Consider the following 21,642-nt stretch of genomic DNA (forward strand, 5'->3'; position numbering starts at 1 on the left):
AGATCTATTTAGAGGAGGGCATTTCATGGGCGCTGTACCCGCAGAACAATTAAAGAAGTTTTTTGGCCTGTCACCTAGAATCTGCATGGCCGAGTTATTGGCAAAGATGGATATCCCGCATGAAATCAAAGCGAACCGGGTTCAAACGGACTTAGCCGCAGTCAAGGCTAAACTCCATCCTGTCTATGCGCGAAAAATCGTCCAGCAGCGTTTGATTACCATTTCTCAGGCTACAGGCATCTTGCAGAAGGATATTACAGAGGTGTTTATACTTCTGGTCGAGAAGCAATTAAAATGCTACATGGTGAACAAGCAAATACGCCTTGATCGGCTAGATGTCTACCGATGCGCCGAGCGTCGGAAGGCTTTGAATAAAGCAAAAACAATGAACGCATCGCTCCTTTTGTTTCGGCTGATAGACATCGCGCATCTGATGCAACTATCGTATCGAAGAACTGCGTACCTGCTCAGTAAAAGGGCGCTAACTAATTGCATCGTCATCAAAGGGCCGCATAAAATCTGGATTGCGCGTAGCGACGTTATCCAATGGATGACCGACTTTATGGGGGAGGTGCCAACCGCACTGGTGAAACCAATCCCTAAACAAGTGCCTTTGGTCAGCTTAAGAGAATACATACCTGTATGCGATAAAACGATTGAGGATTGGTTAGCGGAAGGTATGCCTCTTGTTCTAAAGAATACAGGCGAGGTTTGGGTTGAAACGAGGAAAGTTGTAAATTGGCTAAAAAAGAATTATGGATAAAGATGAACCCCTGGAGAAAATGCCAGGGGTTCAATATTTAAAGGAGTGTACCTTCATAAGGAAACGCTGGACATCAATATAACTCTCCCTCATGTGTCGCGCAAAACCATTTTCCCGTAAGTTATTTGGGGTAACGGCGGGTAACTGAGAGTAAGCATATATATTGACGCAAAATTTTGTGTCATGTTTTAATTCTTGTACAAAATATGAAAAAGATGGTGATAAGAATGAACGATAGATTGCTTAACATGACCGAACTGATGCAAAAGCTTGGCATAGCCTCAAGAAAAACTATTTACAACTGGCGCAAACAGGGAATGCCCACATTTCAAGTTAGCAAAGGGAACCCCAGATTTGACTTCAACGAAGTAAAGAATTGGATGAAAAATAAAACATTCGTAGAGAGGAATGATAGAAATGAATAAGGTGATATTAAGCATAGCGGTAGCCGCTTTGATTCTGACAACGGGATTCGTCTCGACCGCCAGTGCGGCAAACACAAATAAGAACAACACGGCTATTGTTTCCAAGGAGAGATTTTCGGATGTGAAAGGACACTGGTCCTACAGAACCATTATGTGGGCTGTAGATAATAAAATCGTTGAAGGGTATAGTGACGGAACGTTTAAGCCCGATAGGAACGTATCCGAGGCGGAGTTCCTCGTTATGTTTATTCGTGCTTTTAATGCAAAACCTGTCACTGCAGCTGAAATGAATCACTGGGCAGACGCTTACTACAACTACGCAATCAGCAAGAAATACCCTGTACGTGGCACGAAAGACAAGGATGTACGCAATGGTTTCATTAACCGAGAATATGTAGCTGAAATTATTGCTGCTGCGAACGGCGTAAACTTTGTGGGTAAGAACGCTATTCAGTATTTATTGAACAAAGAGTTTAGCAAAGGCAAAACGGTTGCTACAGTGGCTGGCTACAAAGGAGAAGACCTGCTTACAAGAAGTGAAACCATTCAGTTTATTAAGAACCTGAAGGATCAAGGGATGAAAGAATTGAAGGATAAACCGGAACTTACTACTCCTATTGAACATATGCCACCAGTTAAGTCGGTTCTGCCTAAGAACATACAGACTGTAAAAGACAAAATGGAAAAATTTCTGGCAAGCTCTCCGGACTATGCAAAATACAGCGTATTAGCGGATGAAACAGGGGTTACAGTTGCTGAAGGTAAAAGAACGATAGTTAGTTACGATCTTGCTCAAACCCAGGGAGGAACTGATGGTGTAGTTTTGTTTGAAGCTACATCAGATGCTTTAATAAAATTAGCTGTTGACATGTTACAGACCGCAGGTATTGCAGTTCCAGATTCATTTTCGGTCACTATCAAGCAAGCGGTTATTTCCGGTCATAAATCAACGCACACTATCGGAACCCGAAATGTTACAGTGTGGCCGCACCCCACAAACGCAGACTATGTGTCCATTGATTATATAAGGTAAGTCCATCCTCTCCCGGATTTTTGGGCAGAGGATTTTTTCGCCCTTTTTTGAAAGTGCTTTATGAAATTAAGATAGGAGGAGTATACCCATGCAGATTAAAAAATGGATCGTGACCGCACTGGCCCTCACGATGTTCGTGCCGATACTCGCAACAAAGGGGGTATTAGCCGCTGATGAAGATAATCAATATTATAACGAATATGAACACACCTATGTAAACCTTGCTTTGGCAACAATTAATGCAAGTGATTATGATCAAATGACGGAGAGTCAACTGAGAGAAATGCTTCAGCAATTAGCTGCCGCCATGGGACCTTCAGGGTTCAATGCCTTCTTTGAGGATTTCCTACATGAATATAATATCCCTGAAACAGTTAATGTTCGAAATGTAGGGAAACTAAAATGGAACCCCGAGACCTTCTGGGAAAAGTACCAAATTGTCTATGGCACTCCAGCTGACGTTAAGAAAATCCAAGATAATGACGTGAAAGTTATTAGTGGAAAACAGGAGCACAGGTTCTTAGGATTTGATACATCTGCCAATCCCTTCATCAACATGGACTTCCCGCCGGATGCTAGTAAGACAGACAATGTAGGCACTAGAAATTGGCTGCCTGAACCGTGGAATCATAGGGATGAGGTTCATAATAACTTACTTCCTGCAGACACGATATACATGAATAACAGAGCCTATTTTCGTGCAGAACGCATTCAATGGCTTGATAGCATTTTGGATAAGTACACGGGTAAAGGGACAACAAGAGGAAATTTCAATCCGCTATGGACTGGTGAAAAGCTGATCAATTATGCGGTCATTCAGCAAATGCCTACAATTACGAGCCCAGGTCAAGTCACAATGTGGCATCGGCATTATGATGGAGAAGGTGCCACTTCGGGCTATGATTACCTGACGAAAACCACAAGAAATTATAAAGATTGGTATGACACTTTTGCATTAGCGCCAACCGGTGACATTACCGAAATGCTCCTTGAGTATTGGGATAATCTCAAGGTAACCGCGCGTTGGCACCAAGAAAAAGTAAATGGGCAATGGGGTAGCGGAACAGCGCAAAAGGCTGGTACACCTACTGTGATTTACGCCAATGTGCAGGGTTTACTACCACGATTTCTCGTTAAACAGAAAAAGGCTTTAGCAGAGAGATACGCCGATGAAAATCATAAACTCAATGTTACTGAAATCAACGGAGAACAAATCGTCAGGGCTAAAGTGTATTTCGTTTTAGCGTCCACAAAAGAGATTATTGGTGCAGTGCCGGTAAATCTTGAAAATGGAAGCGGACCTAAGTCTGTGTTCATGAACTGGAAGTTTCCAAAGCAGAACGACAGTGTTCATGTCGTCGTTGTTCCCGACTACGAACAGAACCCGAATTTTAGAGAGTACTTCCTTCAGGATAACGTAATGACTCTAAACTTCAAAGTTGAGAATGGAACATATACGGAGGATGACACTATTAATCTAAACGGAGATGGTCTCGATAATATCAAAATTAATGCGCTAGTGCCGACTCCGGGGAATGGCGGTAGAAAGCCGGGAGAGCGGATTGACTACACCGCCATTTTACAGGCTGATCTGCCTACAAAATATGTAATGTTAAGCTTCAATGGAGAAGCGCAGTCAAATCCAATTCCACTGTACGCTGAAGTGGCTGAGAGTCTGAATCATCTCGATGCGTTGGCACATGTTACTGTCTCCTCTTCTGGTCAAGTAACCACAGCAAGGACCTTTGAGAATTGGGAATACATCTCAAAGACTTGTCGTGGCATTGCAATTATTGAGGGGGGGCGAGTGACCGGTTATAAACCAGACTTTGAGTGCGGGAGTTACGGATACATCACAAGACCCAATCCGAATTACGATACGGCTAAATCTGCCGTTGCATCTTTGAAGAATAAATGGAACGAGATCAATGCAACTGTGACCCTTCAAGGTAAAACATGCACTGTAACCATTGTACGCGGAGGTGATGAGGTGGCATGTACCGTCCAAGGCAACATGCCAGAAACCGAGTCGGATGTTGTAGCCAAAGTAAACGGGGCTGGGATTACAGAAACGACCTATAAAGACAATGTGAGGGCATACAAGATGTATCCGATATTGCCGCAGAAAGAAGTGAAGTCAGTAGTTTTATACACCAAAGCTTATAATAGGGAACCTAAGACAGGCGAATTAACTGAGAATACGATTAATAATCCTGCAAAATACGGACAAAAAGTATCGATAAAAGCGGCGTCTACTGCCGGCGTTGAAAAATCGGACATACAGTTTGGCTATCAGACTATGCGGATGTACGCAGAGTTCGCGACGGTTGATTATAAGGACAATATCCCTTTGAAAAGTTCTCTTAAGTCCTCGGGTAAGACGCCAAGTGCGATCCACAACGGTGTTTCCGATTACCAAGGTAATCAAACATGGGATAACGATTTTAGAACAACTAAGGTCGATGGCGAAAACATGATTTACTTGCACAAAGTGACAAAGGAAAGCTACTCATATAAAGGATACCGTTGGGATCATTACGATACTTTCTACGCGAACGGGAACTCAAGTGTCGCTAAAGTAGCTGTACAATGGGATACCAATTATTCGGGCAACAAAGGATTGAACGATTGGCTTGTTGATCTTGTAGCCACCCCAAAGGACCCCATTGGTTGGCACCCCCAATATAATACAATCCCGCCGCTTAAAAATGGTGTGCCTGCAGCAATAAGCAGTGGAGGCAGTTACCAAACCGTTAACTTTGATATCAATGCCGGTACAAAGCCAATGCAAATCAAGGTTTATCTGTTCGGTACACTTACAAGGATTATTAACACGGGCACATAACAGGAGGAAAAGAAAATGAGAAAATTAATAATAATGCTAATGTTAACATTAATGGTACTGCCAATGGCTCATGGTTTTGCACAGGAACGTGGCTTTTCAGATATCCCAAATAACAGTAAGGATTCTGGTCTTATTCAATGGGCAGCAACCAATAAAATCATGACCGGGTACAGTGATGGGACCTTCCGACCGGACAAGCCTGTGACGAACGCTGAATACACAACTGCACTGATGCGACTATACGGAGAACCTGTTGTACACTACACTAAGAAAAAACAGCATTGGTCGGATGATTATTATATCGTAGCAGCTGTACAAGGTGAAATCACTTGGGGGTTTAACGATTCTAAACTGAGGGATGCCGTAATGACGATCCATCATGTTCGGCAGGTGATAGACTTCCGTGGGGATGTATTCACACGTATCGAGCTGGTTAAGTATCTGAAGCGTTTTTCGGAAAAACAAAACAGTCAAATTATTCAGATCGTAGATGCCAAGTGGAAATAACAAAAGTAAGGTCCGCCAGAAATGGCGGACCTTACTTTTGTGTATCCTATAAGACTAAGCCAATAGCTGCTCCAAAGCCAACGTTATTCCTTCCTCCATCTGTGGCGTTACATGAGAATAGGTGTCTAGCGTCATGTTGACCGTGCTATGCCCGAGTCGCCTGGAAACAGCCTTCATGTTAATGCCTGCTTCGAGTAACAAGGTTGCGTGCGTATGTCGCAGATCATGGAATCGAATCTTCCTTAAGCCGCTTTCCCGTACAAGCTTCCTCCAGGTCTTGACGAAGTTGTGCGGACTGAGGTAATTCCCATCAAATGTATGAACGATAAAATCCTTGGGGTTGTTGAATACTCTTGCATCCACTTCGCTCTTCTTAGACCCAACATACAGCACATTTTTTAACACCAAAAGTTCTTGTATGACGGTGGCCGGCAATCTAATCTGTCTTATGCTACTACGGGTTTTAGTTTGGCCCAACTGGAAGCCCCGATCTTTACGAGTTAATGCGTTTTTGATCGTGACCGTCCCCTTGCTAAAGTCGATATTTTCCCACCGAAGTGCTAGTACCTCTCCAAGTCGGGCTCCAGTGTATGCGGCGATTAAAAAGGCTAAATACCATCGACTAGACTTGGCAAAATCCAAGAATTGCCGAAGTTCCTCCGCGTTCCAACAGTCGAAAGGTTCATTTTCAATTTTCGGGAGCATACAGTCCTCTGCGGGATTTTTGGCTATGATATTAAGTTTAACTGCCCGGCCGAGACCTTGTTTCAGCATCGTATGAAGGTGCTTTACAGTACGGGGTGAATTCGTCTGATTCATCTTCATGTACAACTGTTGAATATGTTGCGTCGTTAGTTTGCTTAAAAGGATGTTGCCCAAGTTCGGTGCGATGTGGTTATTAAAGTAGCCCAGGTAATTGGAGTACGTGCTCGTCCTCAGTTGGCTCTTCTTTTGAGCGATCCATGTTGAAAAGAAATTAAACACCGTCTCTTTAGAAGGCTCGATAAATAAACCGGCATTAATCTCATACATCTTTTTAACCATTGCTTCCTCTGCCTTCTCTTTATCTGCAAAGCCTCCGCCAGTAATTCGTTTCCTAGATCCGTCTAAATTCTTTCCCACAGGAATTACAAATTCCCATTTCTTGTTTGAGCGCGCGCGTACATGCCCCTTCATAGCAGACAGCCTCCTGTTGTCAATTCAATTTTGGTATTTATACCAAAATCAAAACATGTGCTGTCACAGGCTCTCAATATAATTCCTAGCTCAAAATTAGAAGTAGTAATCTCGGGGTACCGGGGGACTTATAGGGGATAACCTAGGGGACAGTTATAAAATAAGGTTAAAGTTAATAAATAAAGAAATAGATAATAGTGGGTATTAGATTGTCCCTCTGTCCCCCAATAGATCTGCACTCTCTTAAGGGAGAGTTGTTTTCGCGGTTCCGATGTTTGCTTTTCCATCGGGAATCGGGGGACAGAGGGCAATATTATCTCCGTTTCTTTCTACAAAGAAAGAGGAGACGCTCATATATGCGTCCCCTAACTTGTCCCCAGCTTATTAAGTTCTGATTTAATCATATTCGAAGCGCATTTCAGCATCATTCCAACCTTAGTTCAAATTTTGGAGTTTGATCATATATGCTAAACCACATTTTGTTGTTTATAAATCAATTAGCCTAACGTTTCCAATCTGTAGTTTCGGTTTAACTGCTGTGAACTTACAGGGTAGAGGTCCCATCCTATTAAAACCTTCATTCTTGGAGTGCCCAAGTGTCCGTATCCATACTCACTTTGCCCACAAGGCGGTTTAACCGAGTTTAAATCCGTTTAACCTGATTTAACTGGGTTAATATACAGTATCCCCTTGTGTCTCGTCAAAACTAGAAACACATTAATAAGAGTATCATATCGACGACGAAAATGCCTTTCCGACGAGCTTCTTATAGTTTCCCTTACATTTTACAACAGAGGCGATATTTCAACCACTCCAGCAAACACTCTAGGGCTAGAAAAATGCCTTCCGTGTCTCATTGGCCGTCCTCATACCGATGTCGTATCTGTACATGTATTAAAATCGGAGGTATAAATAACCATCGCTGTATTCAAATTCAATACGTTCCCCGTCATATGTGCGTGAGAACCAGGAATCGTCAGCTTTTAGTGCCTCTTTTACATCATTGTCAAAAGTAGGCATAGATAGCATCAACTTTTTACTAAGAATATCTTTGACTAATCCCATGACGGAAGAGTTGTTAATTCCGGAAGGTGCAATCTTGAACTCCATAACTGACTTTGCTGTTTTGTAGTTTTGTGTCAGAACAACTTGGTGGTCTACATAATATTGGTAGCCTTCGTCAAGGTCCCTATCTTCGTAAATAGTGAACTTACCAGGAAACTTTTTGGACACGAAATCAAAGAAGAAAATATTGTTAAGCTCGCGTGTTTTACTTTTATCCGCATTGGCTTTAACATCATAATCAAACAATGCTTTATCTCTAGCATCCGATAACTGCTTGATTTCAGCATCGGTTTTTGCAGCACTGATCTTGGTATTGTAGTTATCTACCAAGGCAACACGATCGTGATATAACTTGAAAGAATCCTTAGATGAGGAGATGATAAACTCTTGTGCCCAGAAGTTATTGTACAAGCCAATACCCATTTCAGTATAACTCTCTGTTTTAATAGTCGCAAAGTGGCTAGGGCTTTGATGCCACCCTTCTACTACTTTGTCCCCCGCGGTAAACCCACGGGCTAAATTTTCACCCATACTAGCAAACGAAATCCCTGCTTTGGAAAGCATCGCTTGAGGTGTTCCTAAGGTGACTGATTCATGTTCTACTGTGTTGTGTGTGTATATATCTTTTGCTTTTATTCTCGCTACTTTGGATAATTCTACATTAAGAGTCAACGGATTTTTGGTTCCTGCGGAAAGCCTAAGAGCATTAGTAGCGAAAAATGCATTTAATTCTTCCGTTGATTGGTCCCAGATACTACCTATAACTTTGTATTCTGGAAAGGATTGAGGAAGGTCTAGAATGCTCAAATAGTTAAGGCTAGCGATTTGATTAGCATTATCCCACTTGACCTCGGATCCAAGAGATTCGCCACTAGCACGAAGCGGAATAAGTGTTGAACCTTTAATCGTTTGAGCCGGTGTATCGAGTTTTTGAACGAATGTACGTGTATTATTGTATTGGTCTGATATTGTGCGTTGGATAAAAGGAGACCCAATGGTCAATTGCAAAACGACCGTCTTGTTGTCTTTCTTGTAGGTTGCAGTAACCCGTTGGTTAGCATTATCCCAATCTACTTTTGCACCCATTGCTTCAAATACTGCACGAAGAGGTACCATTGTACGTCCTTTGATGCTAATTGGTTGTGCATCGCTAAAATTAACAGGTTTTCCCTCGACAAAGACTGTAATATCGCTTGTTTTCCCATCAGCAAATACATGGATAGGGACGCTAAGGGTGACACATAGTATTAGGCATAATAAACCTAATTTTTTAAATTTCAAAAATTACAACTCCTTCAAATGAAGAGAATTGCACTAGGCAATTCCCTTTAATTAGGTCTATTTAGCACCCGCTTTGACAAGAACTTCAACTAGATTATCCTTTTTAAGTTCTTTTGCGATTGACAATATTTTATTCTTTTGAGCTTGCGTCAGCGAATCCAAATTCGCTTTGTATTTTATAGCTAACAACTCAAACGTGTCTGCTGAGGCAGGCTCAATCATATAAAATGATATAGCCGTTGTGTATGCCGATACGATCAATTTTTGCTTTAAATTCTTATCTGGAACTCCAGCAGGGATATTATAGAAAGTCATTCCCTTGTCGTCAGCATAAAAAATCTTAACTGACTCACTGTTCGGATCTGCACCATGACTAAGCATCCAATCTACCCATTGCGGATCTCTAAGGGTAATAAACACATCTACATCAGCAGCATCAGCCCTAAATCCGTAATCATATAGCATTTGTGCCAATTCAATAGAAGGGGTTGTATACCCAGTTATTTTTTTCCCCTCGGGTGTGAGATGTGTGGCCTGTATACCCAAGCCCGCCCTCCTCAAATACGAATACCATCCATCACTTCCCGTTCCCAGATTTAGATCTACTTTCTTGGTTGCTAGTAGTACTTTTACAATGTCAGTCAACTTATTAGAAACAGCATCCGAAAAGTAAGTATTTACATTTGCCCCCGCCGCTACTGCAACACTAGCCCAAGACGCGTCTTTCTGGTACATGATAAGCTTATTCAAAGCATCATTTGGATTGATGCCATCTTTAAGCAATGCAGAGAACTTAACTAGGTCATTATTCTTTAGAACAATGTCCAACTGCGGAAGAAGTTCGATAAGTTCAAGCGTATATTTCTTGTTATCCCATCTAACCCCTATCTCCAAATACTTTTGTAAAACATCAACCGGAACATAGAATGACCCATTAATTAACGTTACAGGTTGCGTTAGTTTTACATTTTCATCATTCCTTGTAGCGATCAAAGTACCAACTTGGGTTTCAAAAAAATTACGTTTATTGGTGGTAATTAGTAATGTTTTTTTGTTATCGCCCGGAAACACTTGACCACCTAACTGACGAAATACACTTGTAGGAACAAAAACTGTATTCTTTTGAATAATTGGCCCTGGCATCAAAACAACGCTTTTATTGTTAATGGTAAGCGAAATTTTTTTTTCAGGAGTCACAGGTTTCTTTGCCGGTTGTTTGTTAGTCGTTGCTGCTGCGGAAGTCACAGCGGAACTTGCGAGAATCAGAGCTACGACTAACATTAGCGTTATGATGCGTTTCATTAATTCAACACTCCATTGTATGGTTTTAGTTAATTTACATACTACGAATACGACAAATAAATTACAATACACATTATAAATGTTATAATTATATAAATACACACCGAAATGCCGTTAATACTTTATTCCACCTCTTGTAAGCTTGTTATGAGGTGGTTCACATGGAAGAGCTCGTAAAGCGATTAGGTAAACGTATTCGCCAACTTCGTAGGGAGAGGAAGCTAAGCCAAGAAGAATTGGGCGAGCGATCCAAGTTACATACAAACTACATTGGTCAGGTCGAGCGTGGGGAGAAAAATTTAACTGTCCAAACACTCGAAAAAATAGCACGCGGTTTAAATGTATCCCTTGAACAGCTTTTTCGTCATCTTGACCCAATGACGACAAGCGACGGAACAAGTGAACTACTTGAGTTGCTAAGCGAGCGTTCTAAGGATGACAAAGCCTTGGTTCTGTCGCTCGCTAAGTCAGTGTTTAAGTGGGGGCAAAGAAAGAACTATTAGAAGATTGACCAACAAGGAGTCTGTCGTATGTATTCCTCTGTCCTCGATACATCATTTTTCAAAGGTGTAATAGATTCTGCGGACGATGACTTTGTAATAGGAATGTTCGTGGAACGTCACTACCCTAAAGGTTCAGTTGTGTTTCAACAAGGCGATGAAGGACGTGAGATGTACGTCATTAAGTCCGGTACATTAAAGATTTACAGGCAGGACCAGGGACGAGAAATTGTGCTTGGGCATCAGTTTTCAGGCGAAGCGATTGGTGAACTGGAAATGTTTCACTATGACAATAAACGGCTTGCCTCTGTTGCTACTATGGAGAAGACGACCCTCTGGATGATTCGTAAAGCCGACCTCGATAAGCTGGCTCTGAAATATCCTGTACTTCTGCGCAAAGCGTTGTACATTGTGAGTGAACGGTTAAGTCAAGCGAACCGCAAAATTGAATATTTATCATTTCTGGATGTACGTGTGCGTGTAGCCAACATCCTTCTTGACTTAAACTCCAACTTCGGAATAGATGCAGAGCAAGGTCGACTAATTCAGTTTCGCGTCTCGCAGCAGCACTTGGCAAATACAATAGGTGCTGGACGTGAGTCAGTTGCCCGCGTCTTGTTGGAATTGCAGAAGGAAAATCTTATACATATTGCAAATAAAGATATGTACATTGTAGATTTGCCAAGACTTGAACGATTGGCAGGCCCTGAGTCGGAACCTCAGGAAGAACGGAAATGGCATTCATCCCACAAATACATGATATAATTTCCATTTATAAAAATCTATATCCTATTCGACAAAATTCTTGTATTTCTGAACACAAGAATTTTGTGCTACAAGTCACAACTAGGTTTCATTAGCTTGTATCCGTCTATGGCATGTGCCAGTTCAGATTTATTTAAGCGCAGTAGTAACAATTGTACATAAGTTTGCTGTTGTTTTTGCCCTATAACATTAATCAAGTCAGTGAAAAATGATAGGTCGAGTTCTGTCCCACGTCTATAAATACAACGGAACAGAGCTTCTGCAGCATTATCGCAACTTTCTAAAGTGAGCAGTACTTTATTCTCTTCTTCAACCAACAATTTGTAACGCTGTTGCATATCTTCCATGTTTGTTCCCTCCTAGCTGAAATTAAAAAATCCCATTCTAAAATGTCCCAAATATATTTGTCAAAGGGGCTTTTATTGTAGTAAGACGATACGGAATGCAATAACTGTATCAGGAATTGAATATACCAGTTCCATATAGCCTACAAATAACGTGACGAACCCAAGGCACGATGTAACTGCAATTGTCCGAATGAATAGTTTCATGAGATACTCACCCCTGCGCGCGTTATATTTCCCATTGAAGCAGAACGATAAAAATCGTCTCAAGGAAATTTCCCCGTTGATTGACGGAAATATACGTCCCCATGTTTTGATTGGGAGAGCAACTGCAGAGGGGGGCCATCTTATAGGCAAATATTTTGAGCTTGGGAGAATCGTTGTAACGCCCAGCATTATAGAGAATGTAACCGAAACGGAACAAATGGTTCTCTTAAATCAGCACGCGAACTGCAACTGGGGTGAAATCAGCGAACACGACAGTCTTGAAAATGAAAATGGCTTAAAGCACGGAAGCAGACTCATGTCCGTGTACACAACCGAAAACGGAGTAAAGCTGTATGTCATAACCGAGGCTGATAGGTCATATACGACAATGTTGCTACCGGAGGATTATTAGCGATGAAGGAGAACACCGGAATTGCCGTTCAGGATGAACAAGTACAAGCGGTTGTTCAAGGTCTTGTTGAACACTTGATTGAGTCAAATGACGGGGCTAGTGAGGTTGCAGTTTCGGGTTTGGCAGGGGAGCTACGAGTACAGATTGAAAATACCGACGAAATAATCCGCATAATTGTGTATCATAATGTCAACATGATGCTGTATGCACTTGCTAGTTACAACAAATCGATTCGTGAACCTGGCCTTCACCATCGGGCTGAGTTAATTAACAAGTACCTCACTAACCTCATTCTGCTCGAACGTATGGGGTCAATCTAAGGAGAATTCCCTTGGCCACTGAAATTTACGGATGTTAAAATTGAAGTATGGAATCAAGAGGAAACACATACTTTCAGGTTGAGTTGATGAATACGAAAGAGGTGGTATATCGAGGCAACCGTTGCATTGCTTACATCGGCTTCGCCTACAGTCGCGAGGTTCCAATGCCCGCAGCTTTCACAGCCTTGGAGCACGCTCAACTTGGTTGCTTTGCAGGAGCATTTGTTGAAGACCATCGGCTTTTACCGAACCTTCTGGGACACTTCTTTAAATGATACAACACTCCTCATACACTTAAAATATAGAAGCCCACGGACCTGACACAGCCGTGGGCTTCGTTTTTATTTGGTCTTTCAATTCGTAATAGGGGGTACAGATGCGCATACCAACTCATGAGTTAAAGGAATTGATTTGCAATGCCATTCAAGTGGAAGAGAAGATTGTAGACGGGCTTTTGAACTTCATCTAACGATTCAATTGACGAGCGATATCTTGCAACGCAGTTAGAAAAGCTTTCACCTCACCTGTTTCCAATGCTCCCTGCACGACCTTGTCTGCCATTACCCAAGGTAAATGCGGAATACGGGCCACAATTGAAGTGCCTATGCCTATCTCTATCGCTTGGTTTGACTGTAAGCCGCTACTGTTTTTGCCGTATTCATTCAAGATCAGTTGCACGGACTTATTGTTGTAAAGTAGTTTCTGTTTCAGTTCTTCTGGAAACCAACGTTCAAACGCACGAAGCGAATGGCTTTCCGCAGTCGTTACAACATATACATGGTCTGCATTCATTAGTGAAATAACCGATGTATTTGATACCAAATGGCTACTTATTTCTATGAACACATAATCATATCGTTGCTTGAGTTCCTCCAGTAGTTTAAATGTAACATCGCCTGTGAACCTGTTTGTTTCGTAAGGTGACGAAATGTGAGGCAAGATATGTAGATTTGCTAGTTTTTTATAAATGAATACCTCACAATTAAGCAGTGAGCGTTCGGTATCCTCTATGAAATCCTCAAGTTTTTTCTCTTTAATTTCATGTTTTTCAAAACCAAAAGCATGAAGCAAATCTGAATTATATAAATTTAGGTCTACAACTGCTACTTTCTTATCTCCATTTTTATCAGCAATAAAAGAAGAGAGATTCTTTATGAATGTTGTTTTTCCTTGTCTCGGTAGCGGGGAGTAAGTCACTATGAGTTTTGACTTCTGACTACTCCGGTTCATTTTGAGATACATTCTGGTCTTTAATGCCGCCAACCGATCTGATTTTAACAGGTTTATTATTTCGTTTGTTATGTCCTTCTCCATCATCCCATAAATATCGCAAATGAACAGATGGGGCATTCTTAATGTCACTTGATTTGGTCGATCTGTAAGCAAGATAATGGGCTTATCTCCTTGCGTGTACATAAAATCGAGTACTTTTCCTGGAAGGTTTGTAGATAGAATGATTATATCTGTATCATTTGCTCCCTTCATGGCTTGATCCAGATCAGACCATACCGTTACATAATCATCTATTATCTTTGTTAGCATGTCATTCAAATTTATATCTCCTGTGGCAATTCCAATTTTCATGTTACTCACCTCGTTATATAGTCTTTAATATTATATTGTTCTGCGTTAAAGGAAGAGGGCATAACCCCATTGATGAAGCGAGCCCTCATTAATTAATTTATTCCAAGCTTGATGTCCTGATTTAGCATTTCAGGTTCAACTTTAATATTGATAGTCTTTGTTCCAGTTGTGATAGCAATATTCTTATGCAGCAGTTTATTGGTAAGTCTCTTTTTAATGACAACCAGCAATGTATGATTTGCTAGTACATCTGGAATATCAATTACAGTTTCATTTGTGGGTTTAATCTTCATTTTCTTCAATAATATTAGCTTTTCTTGACCTGGCATATTATGCATCTCGTAGACAAAAACATTCTTACGGCGGAGCCAGAAAATAACGAGAACAACAAAGGTGAAAAGAACGGCACCCAGTATTATTGGGTTAATGCTTTGATTAGTCTCATCATTAGTAGACGTTGGTTTGTCATCTATTGGCGTTAATGGGTCAACGGTAGGGGCAGGATCAGCATTTGGAGTTACAATTACATTAACGATTAATTCGGGATTATCCTGGGTTAGTTCTAGAGAAACCGCCGATTTCCCGTGGCTCTCAACACCATTGTCTACAACAATTTTAATCTTCCCGATTTTCTCCAGACTGTTTGCATCTAAGAGAATTAAAGAATGTTCTCCGAGCTCCACTTTATAAAAGGCATACTCACCATTTTCGTTTGTTATCGTATTTTGCACGATAGATTGCAATTTAACCTGCACTCCTACTAGTGGATTTCCGTTTGAATCCCTTACTACACCATGTATTCTCCCATATATCGTTACTATATCTTCAACTGAGGATTCTTTATCTACTTTTATGGAGATTGGCTTTCTGGGTATGACCGAGATAATGGGCTTTATTGGATTTACAGGAGGGATAGGTTTGTTCGTATTCTGATTAACACTAGATTGCGTCTCGTTCTGCTTTTCAACTAATAAATGAGCAACAGCGGTCTGACCTTCCCAATGGATACTAATCTTTGTTGAACCCACCTTATCACCTGTTACTACACCATTCAAAATGTGGGCGATTCGATCTAAAACCACCCATGAACCTTTTGCAGTAATATCTTGGGTACTGTTGTCACTATAGATGGCAATCGCCTTGAACTTAGTTGTAGCTCCAACTTGTACTTTAGCAAGCTTTGGCGTAAGCAGAATTTGTTTCAAAACTATAGGTGTAGGCTCCGGAGTGGGTAGTGGTGGTTCTGGAGATTCCTCTGGTGTCGGTGCTGGAGTAGCTGTAGGACCTGGTGTTGGTCCTGGTGCCGTATCTAGTGTTGGCACTGTAGGTGGGTCTAATGTGGGCGTTGATTCAGGTGTTGGCTCCGGTGTTGGCACAGAGGGTAACGCTTTTACGACTAATATAACTGTACTATTCAGGTTGTTCCAAGTGGCCGTCACATTCGTTGAACCAGATGTAATTCCGGTGGTCAATCCAGATGAGTTAATGCTTGCTTTCATCGAATCGGAGAGTGACCAAACTGCGGTGTTTGTTATGTCCTGCGTTGATTCATCAGAAAAGTTTGCTGTGGCTTTATACTGTTTTGTTTCTCCAACTTGAACTGTAGCCGTAGCCGGTGAAATAATGATGCTCTGAAGGGTTACAACTGCCGGATCGACTTGAACATTAAGTGTAATCTTTGTAAAGGGTGCATCAATGCCATAGTTAAACGCTGTTATTTGGGTCGTCCCTTCACTCACCCCTGTTATTACACCGCTTGAATTGATAGTTGCAATGTTATTGTTTGCAGAAGAGAATGTAGTTCCTTTAGGATCACTAAAAGTAAACGGAAATGTAGACCCATCACTCGTAAGGTAATTAATATACCCTGGCTTGATTGTCGCACCTGTTGAAACTTTTATTGTATTTGTTACTGACGACAATGGGAACATTTTCTGTTGCGGCTCGATACTAGATCCAGCGGGTAAAGCATTGGCGATCGATTGGTTTTCCCCACTGAACAAATCAATGAAGTTGTAACTAATATCTGCATACGTTAGGCTAGTAAGTCCATTAAGAGACGTTATATCTGTAATAATATTTCCCTTAAGATCCAAGATGTAGAGGTTGCTAAAACCACTAATTGGCGAGGGGTCTGTGATTTCATTATTGCTTGCAACAAAGTTTTTAAGATTAGATAATCCGCTAACCGGTGTAATATCATTTATTTGATTGTAACTAAATTGAAGGTCTTGGAGATTAGTTAGCCCGCTTAATGGTACGATATTTGATACTTGGTTATTGCTGAATACGAGATGTGTCAAGTTAGTAAGTCCAGACAGCGGAGATATACTCGAAATTCTGTTGTTCTGAAGTGCAAGACTTTGTAGCTGCATTAGCTCTGAAAGTGAAGATATATCTGAAATTTGATTATTTCCAACATACAAATTTCTCATCGCAGTAAAGGCTAAAAAATTGCTTATATCACTGATTTGATTCCGGGAGATATCTAGGTAAAACAATTGATTCATGCCGCTTAACGGACTAACACTACTAACATTATTTCCACTAATGTTAAGCGACCACATACCGGTCAATCCAGAAAGGGGTTCAAGTTCAGAGACAGCATTGTTTGACAGGTTAAGGAACCGCATGTTCGTTAGCCCTCTTAAAGGACTTAAATCGGAAACATTATTGCTGCCTGGACCTGCATCAGATAATAAATCAAGATTCTCCAGTGTCATAAGTCCGGCAATTGGAGAAAGATCTGTGATGTTATTACCTGCTAGATTTAGCACCCTGAAATCCAATCCCTTGAACATTTCCATTCCTTCAAGGCTGGATATATTCTTGTTCCAAAGTTCATATGGAAGCCCCTTATCTATACCTGACAACGAGTTGAGTTTGATCTCAAGATCCGACTTATAAATTGGTGAACCTACAGGTATCTCCAACCAATCATGAATGGCTTGATCTAGATTAGCGTCGGGAAATATTGCTTCTGGATTGGCTGCAGCTGCCTTACCCATGAATAGCGGTAACATTTGAAATACCAATAAAGCCGCTAATATTAATGAAATGTGATTAAACTTCTTCATATGTTTGTTCTCTCCTTTAGTAAACTTTTATTGTCGATTTCATGTAATCCTTAAAATAGGTGCTTTAACTTTTCAATAATCGGAAAGGCCCAAGTCCAGGCAACGCTAAAGGATTCGGCCGTTTTAATCAACAACTCACCTGCGGGGGCTTCAGGATTATTTTTGGTGTTCATCAGGTATGAAGTGCCGAATGAGATCCCAAAAATCGCCGCAATCCAGATGATGTATTTCAGTAGATCCGAAACCTTATGTATGGCTGTGATCACAAGCCACTTGGTAAGTGAAAAGGTATTTGGCTTGGTTTGCTGTACAGCTCTATCAGCTTGCGGGGCTTCAACTGTTTCTTTACTAACTTTCCCGCTGTTGGCGATTGCTTCAATTAAGTGTTTGACTTCAACCGCTTGAGTTTCCATTTGAATAATGTATCGATTAAGGCTTTCCAAACTTATATGTTGATGCATATAACCTCCTCCGGATTCTAAGAGATGATTTATCTTACCTCCATTAAAAAATTGTCTATTCATTTGTTACAATAATTACAATAAACTTCCATAAATCGCTTCCTTACGGAGAAATGCCTTAAAGGTCTACACAATGGTTCTGTTGCTACAAAAATGGGGTCAGTAATAATAGATTCCTTAGGCGTAATAAGGGGCAGGGAATGGCGGGGTACGTGGTTAGTGGGAAAGTCAGCGTACAAGTCAAGAAACGTCCTTCTTGAATAAAATAAGGTAGGAAAACCATGAAAGTGGTTTCCCTACCTTATTTGCCTAGTCTTGTTGCTTGGAATAAAGTCTCCCTTTGCTGGTTAAGAGAAAATTTTAGTAGGGAGGACTTAAAAGAAGGGGCTGCTCAGAAGTACCCCCATTGTAGTCATTGCGATCGACGGGAAAAATCCTCGTCGCAGCAAAGAAAACGTTAAAGGCTAACGCGCGCTGCATGTCGTAAATTTTTGGGAATTAGTAGTTAATGAAAGAGTAACGAAATTACGGTTGTTCATGAGCTCCCTGGTGCATAGAGACAATTGATGCGATGGGATCAAAAATGAGATTGCAACTACAATTGTTGATGGCGGGGGGGGGGGAGAGAGAATGTGTTGCAAGTCAAGAACGACAATCAAAAAAACGTTAAAGCATATATATCACTCTATTTGAATCAATTAATCGTATGCAAACTGAAAGTTTTTTAAAAGCAACAGGTAAATCTTTTGAATCGAAGGAAAAGGCTCATGGTCGTATTGAAACCCGTACCTGCTATGTGACCGAAATGATCGATTCGCTAACGGGGAGAAATGACAATTATCTTCGAACGGCTCATTGGGAACCACAAAAAAGTGAAACATAGCAATTTCATATACAGTCAGGAAGCGCGACGGCAGAACAACTACTGAAGGCCAGAAGAAGCCATTGGATGATTGAAAATAAACTACACTGGACATCAAATACAACTTTCTTTGAGGATAAAGCCGGGTTGGGGAAAGTCAGGGGGCATAAAACCGTAGCGAATTACGCCATCTTGCAATTAATTTGGTCAAAAAAAACAGACTAAAGGCAAGTGTTCGTATGAAACCCAAATGCTGTGCATTAAATCACAAATATCTTTTGAATGTTCTTCAAGTTTGACTGATTTTAGATTCTTAAGTGATAGCCTTGCCTTGCAACTCCTTTAATATACAAAATACCGCAAAAAGATTATACTATTAATGGTTAAATTTTACTTTGGAGGCCTTGTCGTGGCTATAAATATCAATGATTTTTTTGATTTAAATTTAGATAAAAAGGAAAATATTATTACAGAGTTAAAAAAAAAATATTCATTTCTTACACCAAAACAACAGACAAATTTATATCAGTTAATTGACTTGGCGGTAGAATTCAAACAGATTCCAGATCAAATACAATCAAAGGATATTAGTGCTTTACCTCTAGAAAAACAAATACTGCCTTTATTACAAAAATGGTTAAATAACAACGTTAATTCTATTACGACTCGTAATAATGCTCGTTTAGCCAAGCCATTTTCAGATAAAGACACTGTTGAAGACCCTGCATTAGCACATATGTTATCTACATATTTTAAGGTAGATAATTACGATTTAACTGGGGATTGTGGAGTTGAGCAACATCTACAATCTCATCAAATTTTAATGGCAATTGAAAACATTCAAGGCCACTTGTTAGAAGAGTACATCGCAAGTGTTATTTGTGGTGACCCGTTTAATTTTCTTTGGTGTGACGGGCAAACTATTAAAGCGGCAGACTTTTGCAAACGCATCGATATTCATGGTGAGCCATCACTATTAAGACTTATCCAAATTAAAAATAAATATAATACAGAGAATAGTTCTAGTAGTAAAATCCGGGAAGATACTCCAATTGTAATTTGGTATAGACTCGGAAAGAAAAAAATCGATAAAAAAAATGTGCCTGACTACAAATGGGATGATTTAAACAACGCTGTTGAGGGGATAACAGGACATAATCCTGACCTTTCCGAAGAAAAATATTTGAATTTTCTTGAAAATATAATCACTCACAATCCAAAAATTTTTTACAATGAGGCATAATAAGCCTTTACTAAGTTTAAAGCTCTTATTGGAACCAGCGTACTGCTGGGTTCGACCCCAAATTAGTAGGTCTATCGGTAATCTCTCGTGGGGTGTTACGCGTGAGACCTGTTTCATTTTGTGGTAAAGCCCAATATTTTCAGTTTTAATTAATAAAAATAGCCGATTCTATTTTTAATAGAATCGGCTATTTTAAATTCGCTTAGACTAACTCAAGTACTAATTCGAGCTGGTTATCTTCTATTGTGAGAGACTTTTGTTTTTCAATTTCTTTCTCAAAAAGCGGTAAAAATTCAAAATCAGAACAATTTTTATATCTTGAGTATGGGATTTTATTCTTCATTTCTCTATCCTGATCATAGTTTCCTAAGTGAAAATCCATTATAGTTTTTCCAGCAACGTGCCCTAAGCCAACTGGAACAGCATTTCCAATCTGTTTATATATGTTCAACATCTTCCCTTGGAATCTCCAATGGTCTGGAAATTGCTGAATTCTCGCGTACTCTTGGGTTGACAGGGGTCTGAGATTTTCTGGGTGTGTTAACATGGTTGCAGGCATAGAAGGACTAGTCACCAAAGTTGGTGATGGCTCATTAAAGCTTAAGCGGCGATAAAATCCTGTTTTCCCCCCGCCAAGATGATATGAGTTGCCCATTGCTTCTTCAACAATATCCTTCGGCAGATGCTTCCAATATTGACCACCACTTAGAAATCCAAGGTAATGTTTCATTTTTTCAGAGAGTTCACTAAAACTCATATCTTCTTCGTTTAAACCTTCTATTGCTTCGCCGAAAGTAACCCATTTATGCCCAGTTTCTTCCCCTGTTGCTGAGTGTGTCGGACTTGGCAAAGGTATTCTTTTCCCTTTGTGTCCAAACATAATTACACGCTCTCGCTTTTGGGGCACTCCATAGTTAGCACTATTAAACAAACTAAAACTAACTGAATAACCGTATTTCTCAAATTCCTTAGTTAAAAAATATACTACACTGCCTTTAAGATTAACAATGTTCTCATATTCTTTGTATTCTTCTGGGACAAAACTCATCTCAGTTGAAAGAATACCTCGAACATTTTCTAATATAAAAAATTGGGGTTCGATTTCTTTGATTACTCTTAAATAATTGCTAATAACATTCCCTCTGAAATCCTCCAAACCCCTGCGAGCGCCTGCAGTGCTAAATGCTTGGCAAGGCGGGCCACCTACAACTAAGAAGACTTCCTCCTTTTTTAAACTCGCTGTTTTCAATATTTCATCAGTAGTAACATCATTAATATCCTTATTTATCACCGGAATATTGCTGTTTTCAACAATCGTTTTAGCTGCTAGCTTGTCCATTTCGACACAAACTCTTATATCAAACCCCGCTTTTTCAATCCCCAAATCAAGTCCCATAGCCCCTGAAAATAAAGATATTGCATTATAACTCATTATCTTCACTCCTAACAAAGTTTCTATATCATAACATA

General features: G+C 40.4%; 19 protein-coding genes. 10 read left to right on the forward strand and 9 right to left on the reverse strand.

The window, feature by feature from the left end:
* Positions 1 to 25: 25 nt before the first annotated feature.
* The 4 genes from KCTCHS21_RS00770 (at position 26) to KCTCHS21_RS00785 (ending at position 5,573) form a co-directional block, all read left to right on the forward strand.
* Entirely contained in the window at positions 26 to 763 is a 738-nt protein-coding gene (locus KCTCHS21_RS00770; protein WP_130604680.1) for a hypothetical protein, read from the forward strand.
* Positions 764 to 1,180: 417 nt separating this feature from the next.
* Positions 1,181 to 2,221, forward strand: a complete 1,041-nt coding sequence (locus KCTCHS21_RS00775) for an S-layer homology domain-containing protein (protein ID WP_157993905.1) — start codon at positions 1,181 to 1,183, stop codon at positions 2,219 to 2,221.
* 88 nt (positions 2,222 to 2,309) lie between these two features.
* Entirely contained in the window at positions 2,310 to 5,066 is a 2,757-nt protein-coding gene (locus tag KCTCHS21_RS00780; RefSeq protein WP_130604682.1) for an Athe_2463 domain-containing protein, read from the forward strand.
* A 15-nt stretch (positions 5,067 to 5,081) separates the two neighbouring features.
* Positions 5,082 to 5,573 carry an S-layer homology domain-containing protein gene (locus KCTCHS21_RS00785; protein ID WP_130604683.1) on the forward strand — a complete coding sequence of 164 codons (492 nt, stop codon included), beginning with the start codon at positions 5,082 to 5,084 and terminating at the stop codon, positions 5,571 to 5,573.
* A 54-nt stretch (positions 5,574 to 5,627) separates the two neighbouring features.
* On the opposite strand, the gene KCTCHS21_RS00790 is transcribed toward KCTCHS21_RS00785, so the two are convergent.
* The 3 genes from KCTCHS21_RS00790 to KCTCHS21_RS00800 all read right to left on the reverse strand — a co-directional run bounded on the left by KCTCHS21_RS00790 (position 5,628) and on the right by KCTCHS21_RS00800 (position 10,397).
* Positions 5,628 to 6,749, reverse strand: coding sequence for a tyrosine-type recombinase/integrase (locus tag KCTCHS21_RS00790; RefSeq protein ID WP_130604684.1), 1,122 nt, complete (start codon positions 6,747 to 6,749; stop codon positions 5,628 to 5,630).
* 894 nt (positions 6,750 to 7,643) lie between these two features.
* Positions 7,644 to 9,095 carry a stalk domain-containing protein gene (locus tag KCTCHS21_RS00795; protein ID WP_130604685.1) on the reverse strand — a complete coding sequence of 484 codons (1,452 nt, stop codon included), beginning with the start codon at positions 9,093 to 9,095 and terminating at the stop codon, positions 7,644 to 7,646.
* Positions 9,096 to 9,152: 57 nt separating this feature from the next.
* The gene (locus KCTCHS21_RS00800) at positions 9,153 to 10,397 is read right to left on the reverse strand and encodes a stalk domain-containing protein (protein WP_130604686.1); all 1,245 of its coding nucleotides are present in this window, start codon (positions 10,395 to 10,397) and stop codon (positions 9,153 to 9,155) included.
* Between the two features lie 161 nt (positions 10,398 to 10,558).
* Between KCTCHS21_RS00800 and KCTCHS21_RS00805 the strand changes: the two genes are divergently transcribed.
* Positions 10,559 to 10,900: a helix-turn-helix domain-containing protein gene (locus KCTCHS21_RS00805; protein WP_130604687.1), complete on the forward strand. Its 342-nt coding sequence runs from the start codon at positions 10,559 to 10,561 to the stop codon at positions 10,898 to 10,900.
* 27 nt (positions 10,901 to 10,927) lie between these two features.
* Positions 10,928 to 11,662, forward strand: coding sequence for a Crp/Fnr family transcriptional regulator (locus KCTCHS21_RS00810; RefSeq protein ID WP_130604688.1), 735 nt, complete (start codon positions 10,928 to 10,930; stop codon positions 11,660 to 11,662).
* A gap of 68 nt (positions 11,663 to 11,730) precedes the next feature.
* Here the strand turns inward: KCTCHS21_RS00810 and KCTCHS21_RS00815 are convergent, their stop codons facing one another.
* Positions 11,731 to 12,009, reverse strand: coding sequence for a hypothetical protein (locus tag KCTCHS21_RS00815; protein WP_130604689.1), 279 nt, complete (start codon positions 12,007 to 12,009; stop codon positions 11,731 to 11,733).
* A 72-nt stretch (positions 12,010 to 12,081) separates the two neighbouring features.
* Positions 12,082 to 12,213, reverse strand: a complete 132-nt coding sequence (locus KCTCHS21_RS31875) for a hypothetical protein (RefSeq protein ID WP_269472736.1) — start codon at positions 12,211 to 12,213, stop codon at positions 12,082 to 12,084.
* Between KCTCHS21_RS31875 and KCTCHS21_RS00820 the strand changes: the two genes are divergently transcribed.
* Positions 12,212 to 12,625 (forward strand): hypothetical protein, encoded by a 414-nt coding sequence (locus KCTCHS21_RS00820; protein ID WP_232058015.1) that lies wholly within the window; start codon positions 12,212 to 12,214, stop codon positions 12,623 to 12,625. The two genes, KCTCHS21_RS31875 and KCTCHS21_RS00820, sit on opposite strands and share 2 nt — an antisense overlap.
* Before the next feature lie 2 nt (positions 12,626 to 12,627).
* Complete coding sequence (locus KCTCHS21_RS00825; protein ID WP_130604690.1) at positions 12,628 to 12,945, forward strand: hypothetical protein; 318 nt, start codon at positions 12,628 to 12,630, stop codon at positions 12,943 to 12,945.
* A 465-nt stretch (positions 12,946 to 13,410) separates the two neighbouring features.
* Here the strand turns inward: KCTCHS21_RS00825 and KCTCHS21_RS00830 are convergent, their stop codons facing one another.
* The 3 genes from KCTCHS21_RS00830 to KCTCHS21_RS00840 form a co-directional block, all read right to left on the reverse strand.
* Positions 13,411 to 14,529 (reverse strand): CpaE/TadZ family protein, encoded by a 1,119-nt coding sequence (locus tag KCTCHS21_RS00830; protein ID WP_130604691.1) that lies wholly within the window; start codon positions 14,527 to 14,529, stop codon positions 13,411 to 13,413.
* A 92-nt stretch (positions 14,530 to 14,621) separates the two neighbouring features.
* A complete protein-coding gene (locus KCTCHS21_RS00835; RefSeq protein WP_130604692.1) occupies positions 14,622 to 17,606 on the reverse strand; it encodes a leucine-rich repeat domain-containing protein in 2,985 nt (994 codons plus the stop codon).
* Positions 17,607 to 17,656: 50 nt separating this feature from the next.
* Positions 17,657 to 18,130, reverse strand: coding sequence for a hypothetical protein (locus tag KCTCHS21_RS00840; RefSeq protein ID WP_130604693.1), 474 nt, complete (start codon positions 18,128 to 18,130; stop codon positions 17,657 to 17,659).
* A gap of 643 nt (positions 18,131 to 18,773) precedes the next feature.
* Between KCTCHS21_RS00840 and KCTCHS21_RS31025 the strand changes: the two genes are divergently transcribed.
* A complete protein-coding gene (locus KCTCHS21_RS31025; protein ID WP_162309238.1) occupies positions 18,774 to 18,950 on the forward strand; it encodes a hypothetical protein in 177 nt (58 codons plus the stop codon).
* 388 nt (positions 18,951 to 19,338) lie between these two features.
* Positions 19,339 to 20,172, forward strand: a complete 834-nt coding sequence (locus KCTCHS21_RS00845; RefSeq protein ID WP_157993906.1) for a SinI family restriction endonuclease — start codon at positions 19,339 to 19,341, stop codon at positions 20,170 to 20,172.
* A gap of 202 nt (positions 20,173 to 20,374) precedes the next feature.
* Here the strand turns inward: KCTCHS21_RS00845 and KCTCHS21_RS00850 are convergent, their stop codons facing one another.
* Positions 20,375 to 21,604 (reverse strand): DNA cytosine methyltransferase, encoded by a 1,230-nt coding sequence (locus KCTCHS21_RS00850; RefSeq protein WP_130604695.1) that lies wholly within the window; start codon positions 21,602 to 21,604, stop codon positions 20,375 to 20,377.
* Between the last annotated feature and the right edge of the window lie 38 nt (positions 21,605 to 21,642).

Origin of the sequence: Cohnella abietis, assembly GCF_004295585.1 — a bacterium.
GTDB lineage: Bacteria > Bacillota > Bacilli > Paenibacillales > Paenibacillaceae > Cohnella > Cohnella abietis.

Bases quoted from the DNA above. Each gene is read 5' to 3' on its own strand.
- KCTCHS21_RS00770 (WP_130604680.1), top strand. From the start codon at position 26: ATGGGCGCTGTACCCGCAGAACAATTAAAGAAGTTTTTTGGCCTGTCA.
- KCTCHS21_RS00775 (WP_157993905.1), top strand. From the start codon at position 1,181: ATGAATAAGGTGATATTAAGCATAGCGGTAGCCGCTTTGATTCTGACA.
- KCTCHS21_RS00780 (WP_130604682.1), top strand. From the start codon at position 2,310: ATGCAGATTAAAAAATGGATCGTGACCGCACTGGCCCTCACGATGTTC.
- KCTCHS21_RS00785 (WP_130604683.1), top strand. From the start codon at position 5,082: ATGAGAAAATTAATAATAATGCTAATGTTAACATTAATGGTACTGCCA.
- KCTCHS21_RS00790 (WP_130604684.1), bottom strand. From the start codon at position 6,749: ATGAAGGGGCATGTACGCGCGCGCTCAAACAAGAAATGGGAATTTGTA.
- KCTCHS21_RS00800 (WP_130604686.1), bottom strand. From the start codon at position 10,397: ATGAAACGCATCATAACGCTAATGTTAGTCGTAGCTCTGATTCTCGCA.
- KCTCHS21_RS00805 (WP_130604687.1), top strand. From the start codon at position 10,559: ATGGAAGAGCTCGTAAAGCGATTAGGTAAACGTATTCGCCAACTTCGT.
- KCTCHS21_RS00810 (WP_130604688.1), top strand. From the start codon at position 10,928: ATGTATTCCTCTGTCCTCGATACATCATTTTTCAAAGGTGTAATAGAT.
- KCTCHS21_RS00815 (WP_130604689.1), bottom strand. From the start codon at position 12,009: ATGGAAGATATGCAACAGCGTTACAAATTGTTGGTTGAAGAAGAGAAT.
- KCTCHS21_RS00820 (WP_232058015.1), top strand. From the start codon at position 12,212: ATGAGATACTCACCCCTGCGCGCGTTATATTTCCCATTGAAGCAGAAC.
- KCTCHS21_RS31875 (WP_269472736.1), bottom strand. From the start codon at position 12,213: ATGAAACTATTCATTCGGACAATTGCAGTTACATCGTGCCTTGGGTTC.
- KCTCHS21_RS00825 (WP_130604690.1), top strand. From the start codon at position 12,628: ATGAAGGAGAACACCGGAATTGCCGTTCAGGATGAACAAGTACAAGCG.
- KCTCHS21_RS00830 (WP_130604691.1), bottom strand. From the start codon at position 14,529: ATGAAAATTGGAATTGCCACAGGAGATATAAATTTGAATGACATGCTA.
- KCTCHS21_RS00835 (WP_130604692.1), bottom strand. From the start codon at position 17,606: ATGAAGAAGTTTAATCACATTTCATTAATATTAGCGGCTTTATTGGTA.
- KCTCHS21_RS00840 (WP_130604693.1), bottom strand. From the start codon at position 18,130: ATGAATAGACAATTTTTTAATGGAGGTAAGATAAATCATCTCTTAGAA.
- KCTCHS21_RS31025 (WP_162309238.1), top strand. From the start codon at position 18,774: ATGCAAACTGAAAGTTTTTTAAAAGCAACAGGTAAATCTTTTGAATCG.
- KCTCHS21_RS00850 (WP_130604695.1), bottom strand. From the start codon at position 21,604: ATGAGTTATAATGCAATATCTTTATTTTCAGGGGCTATGGGACTTGAT.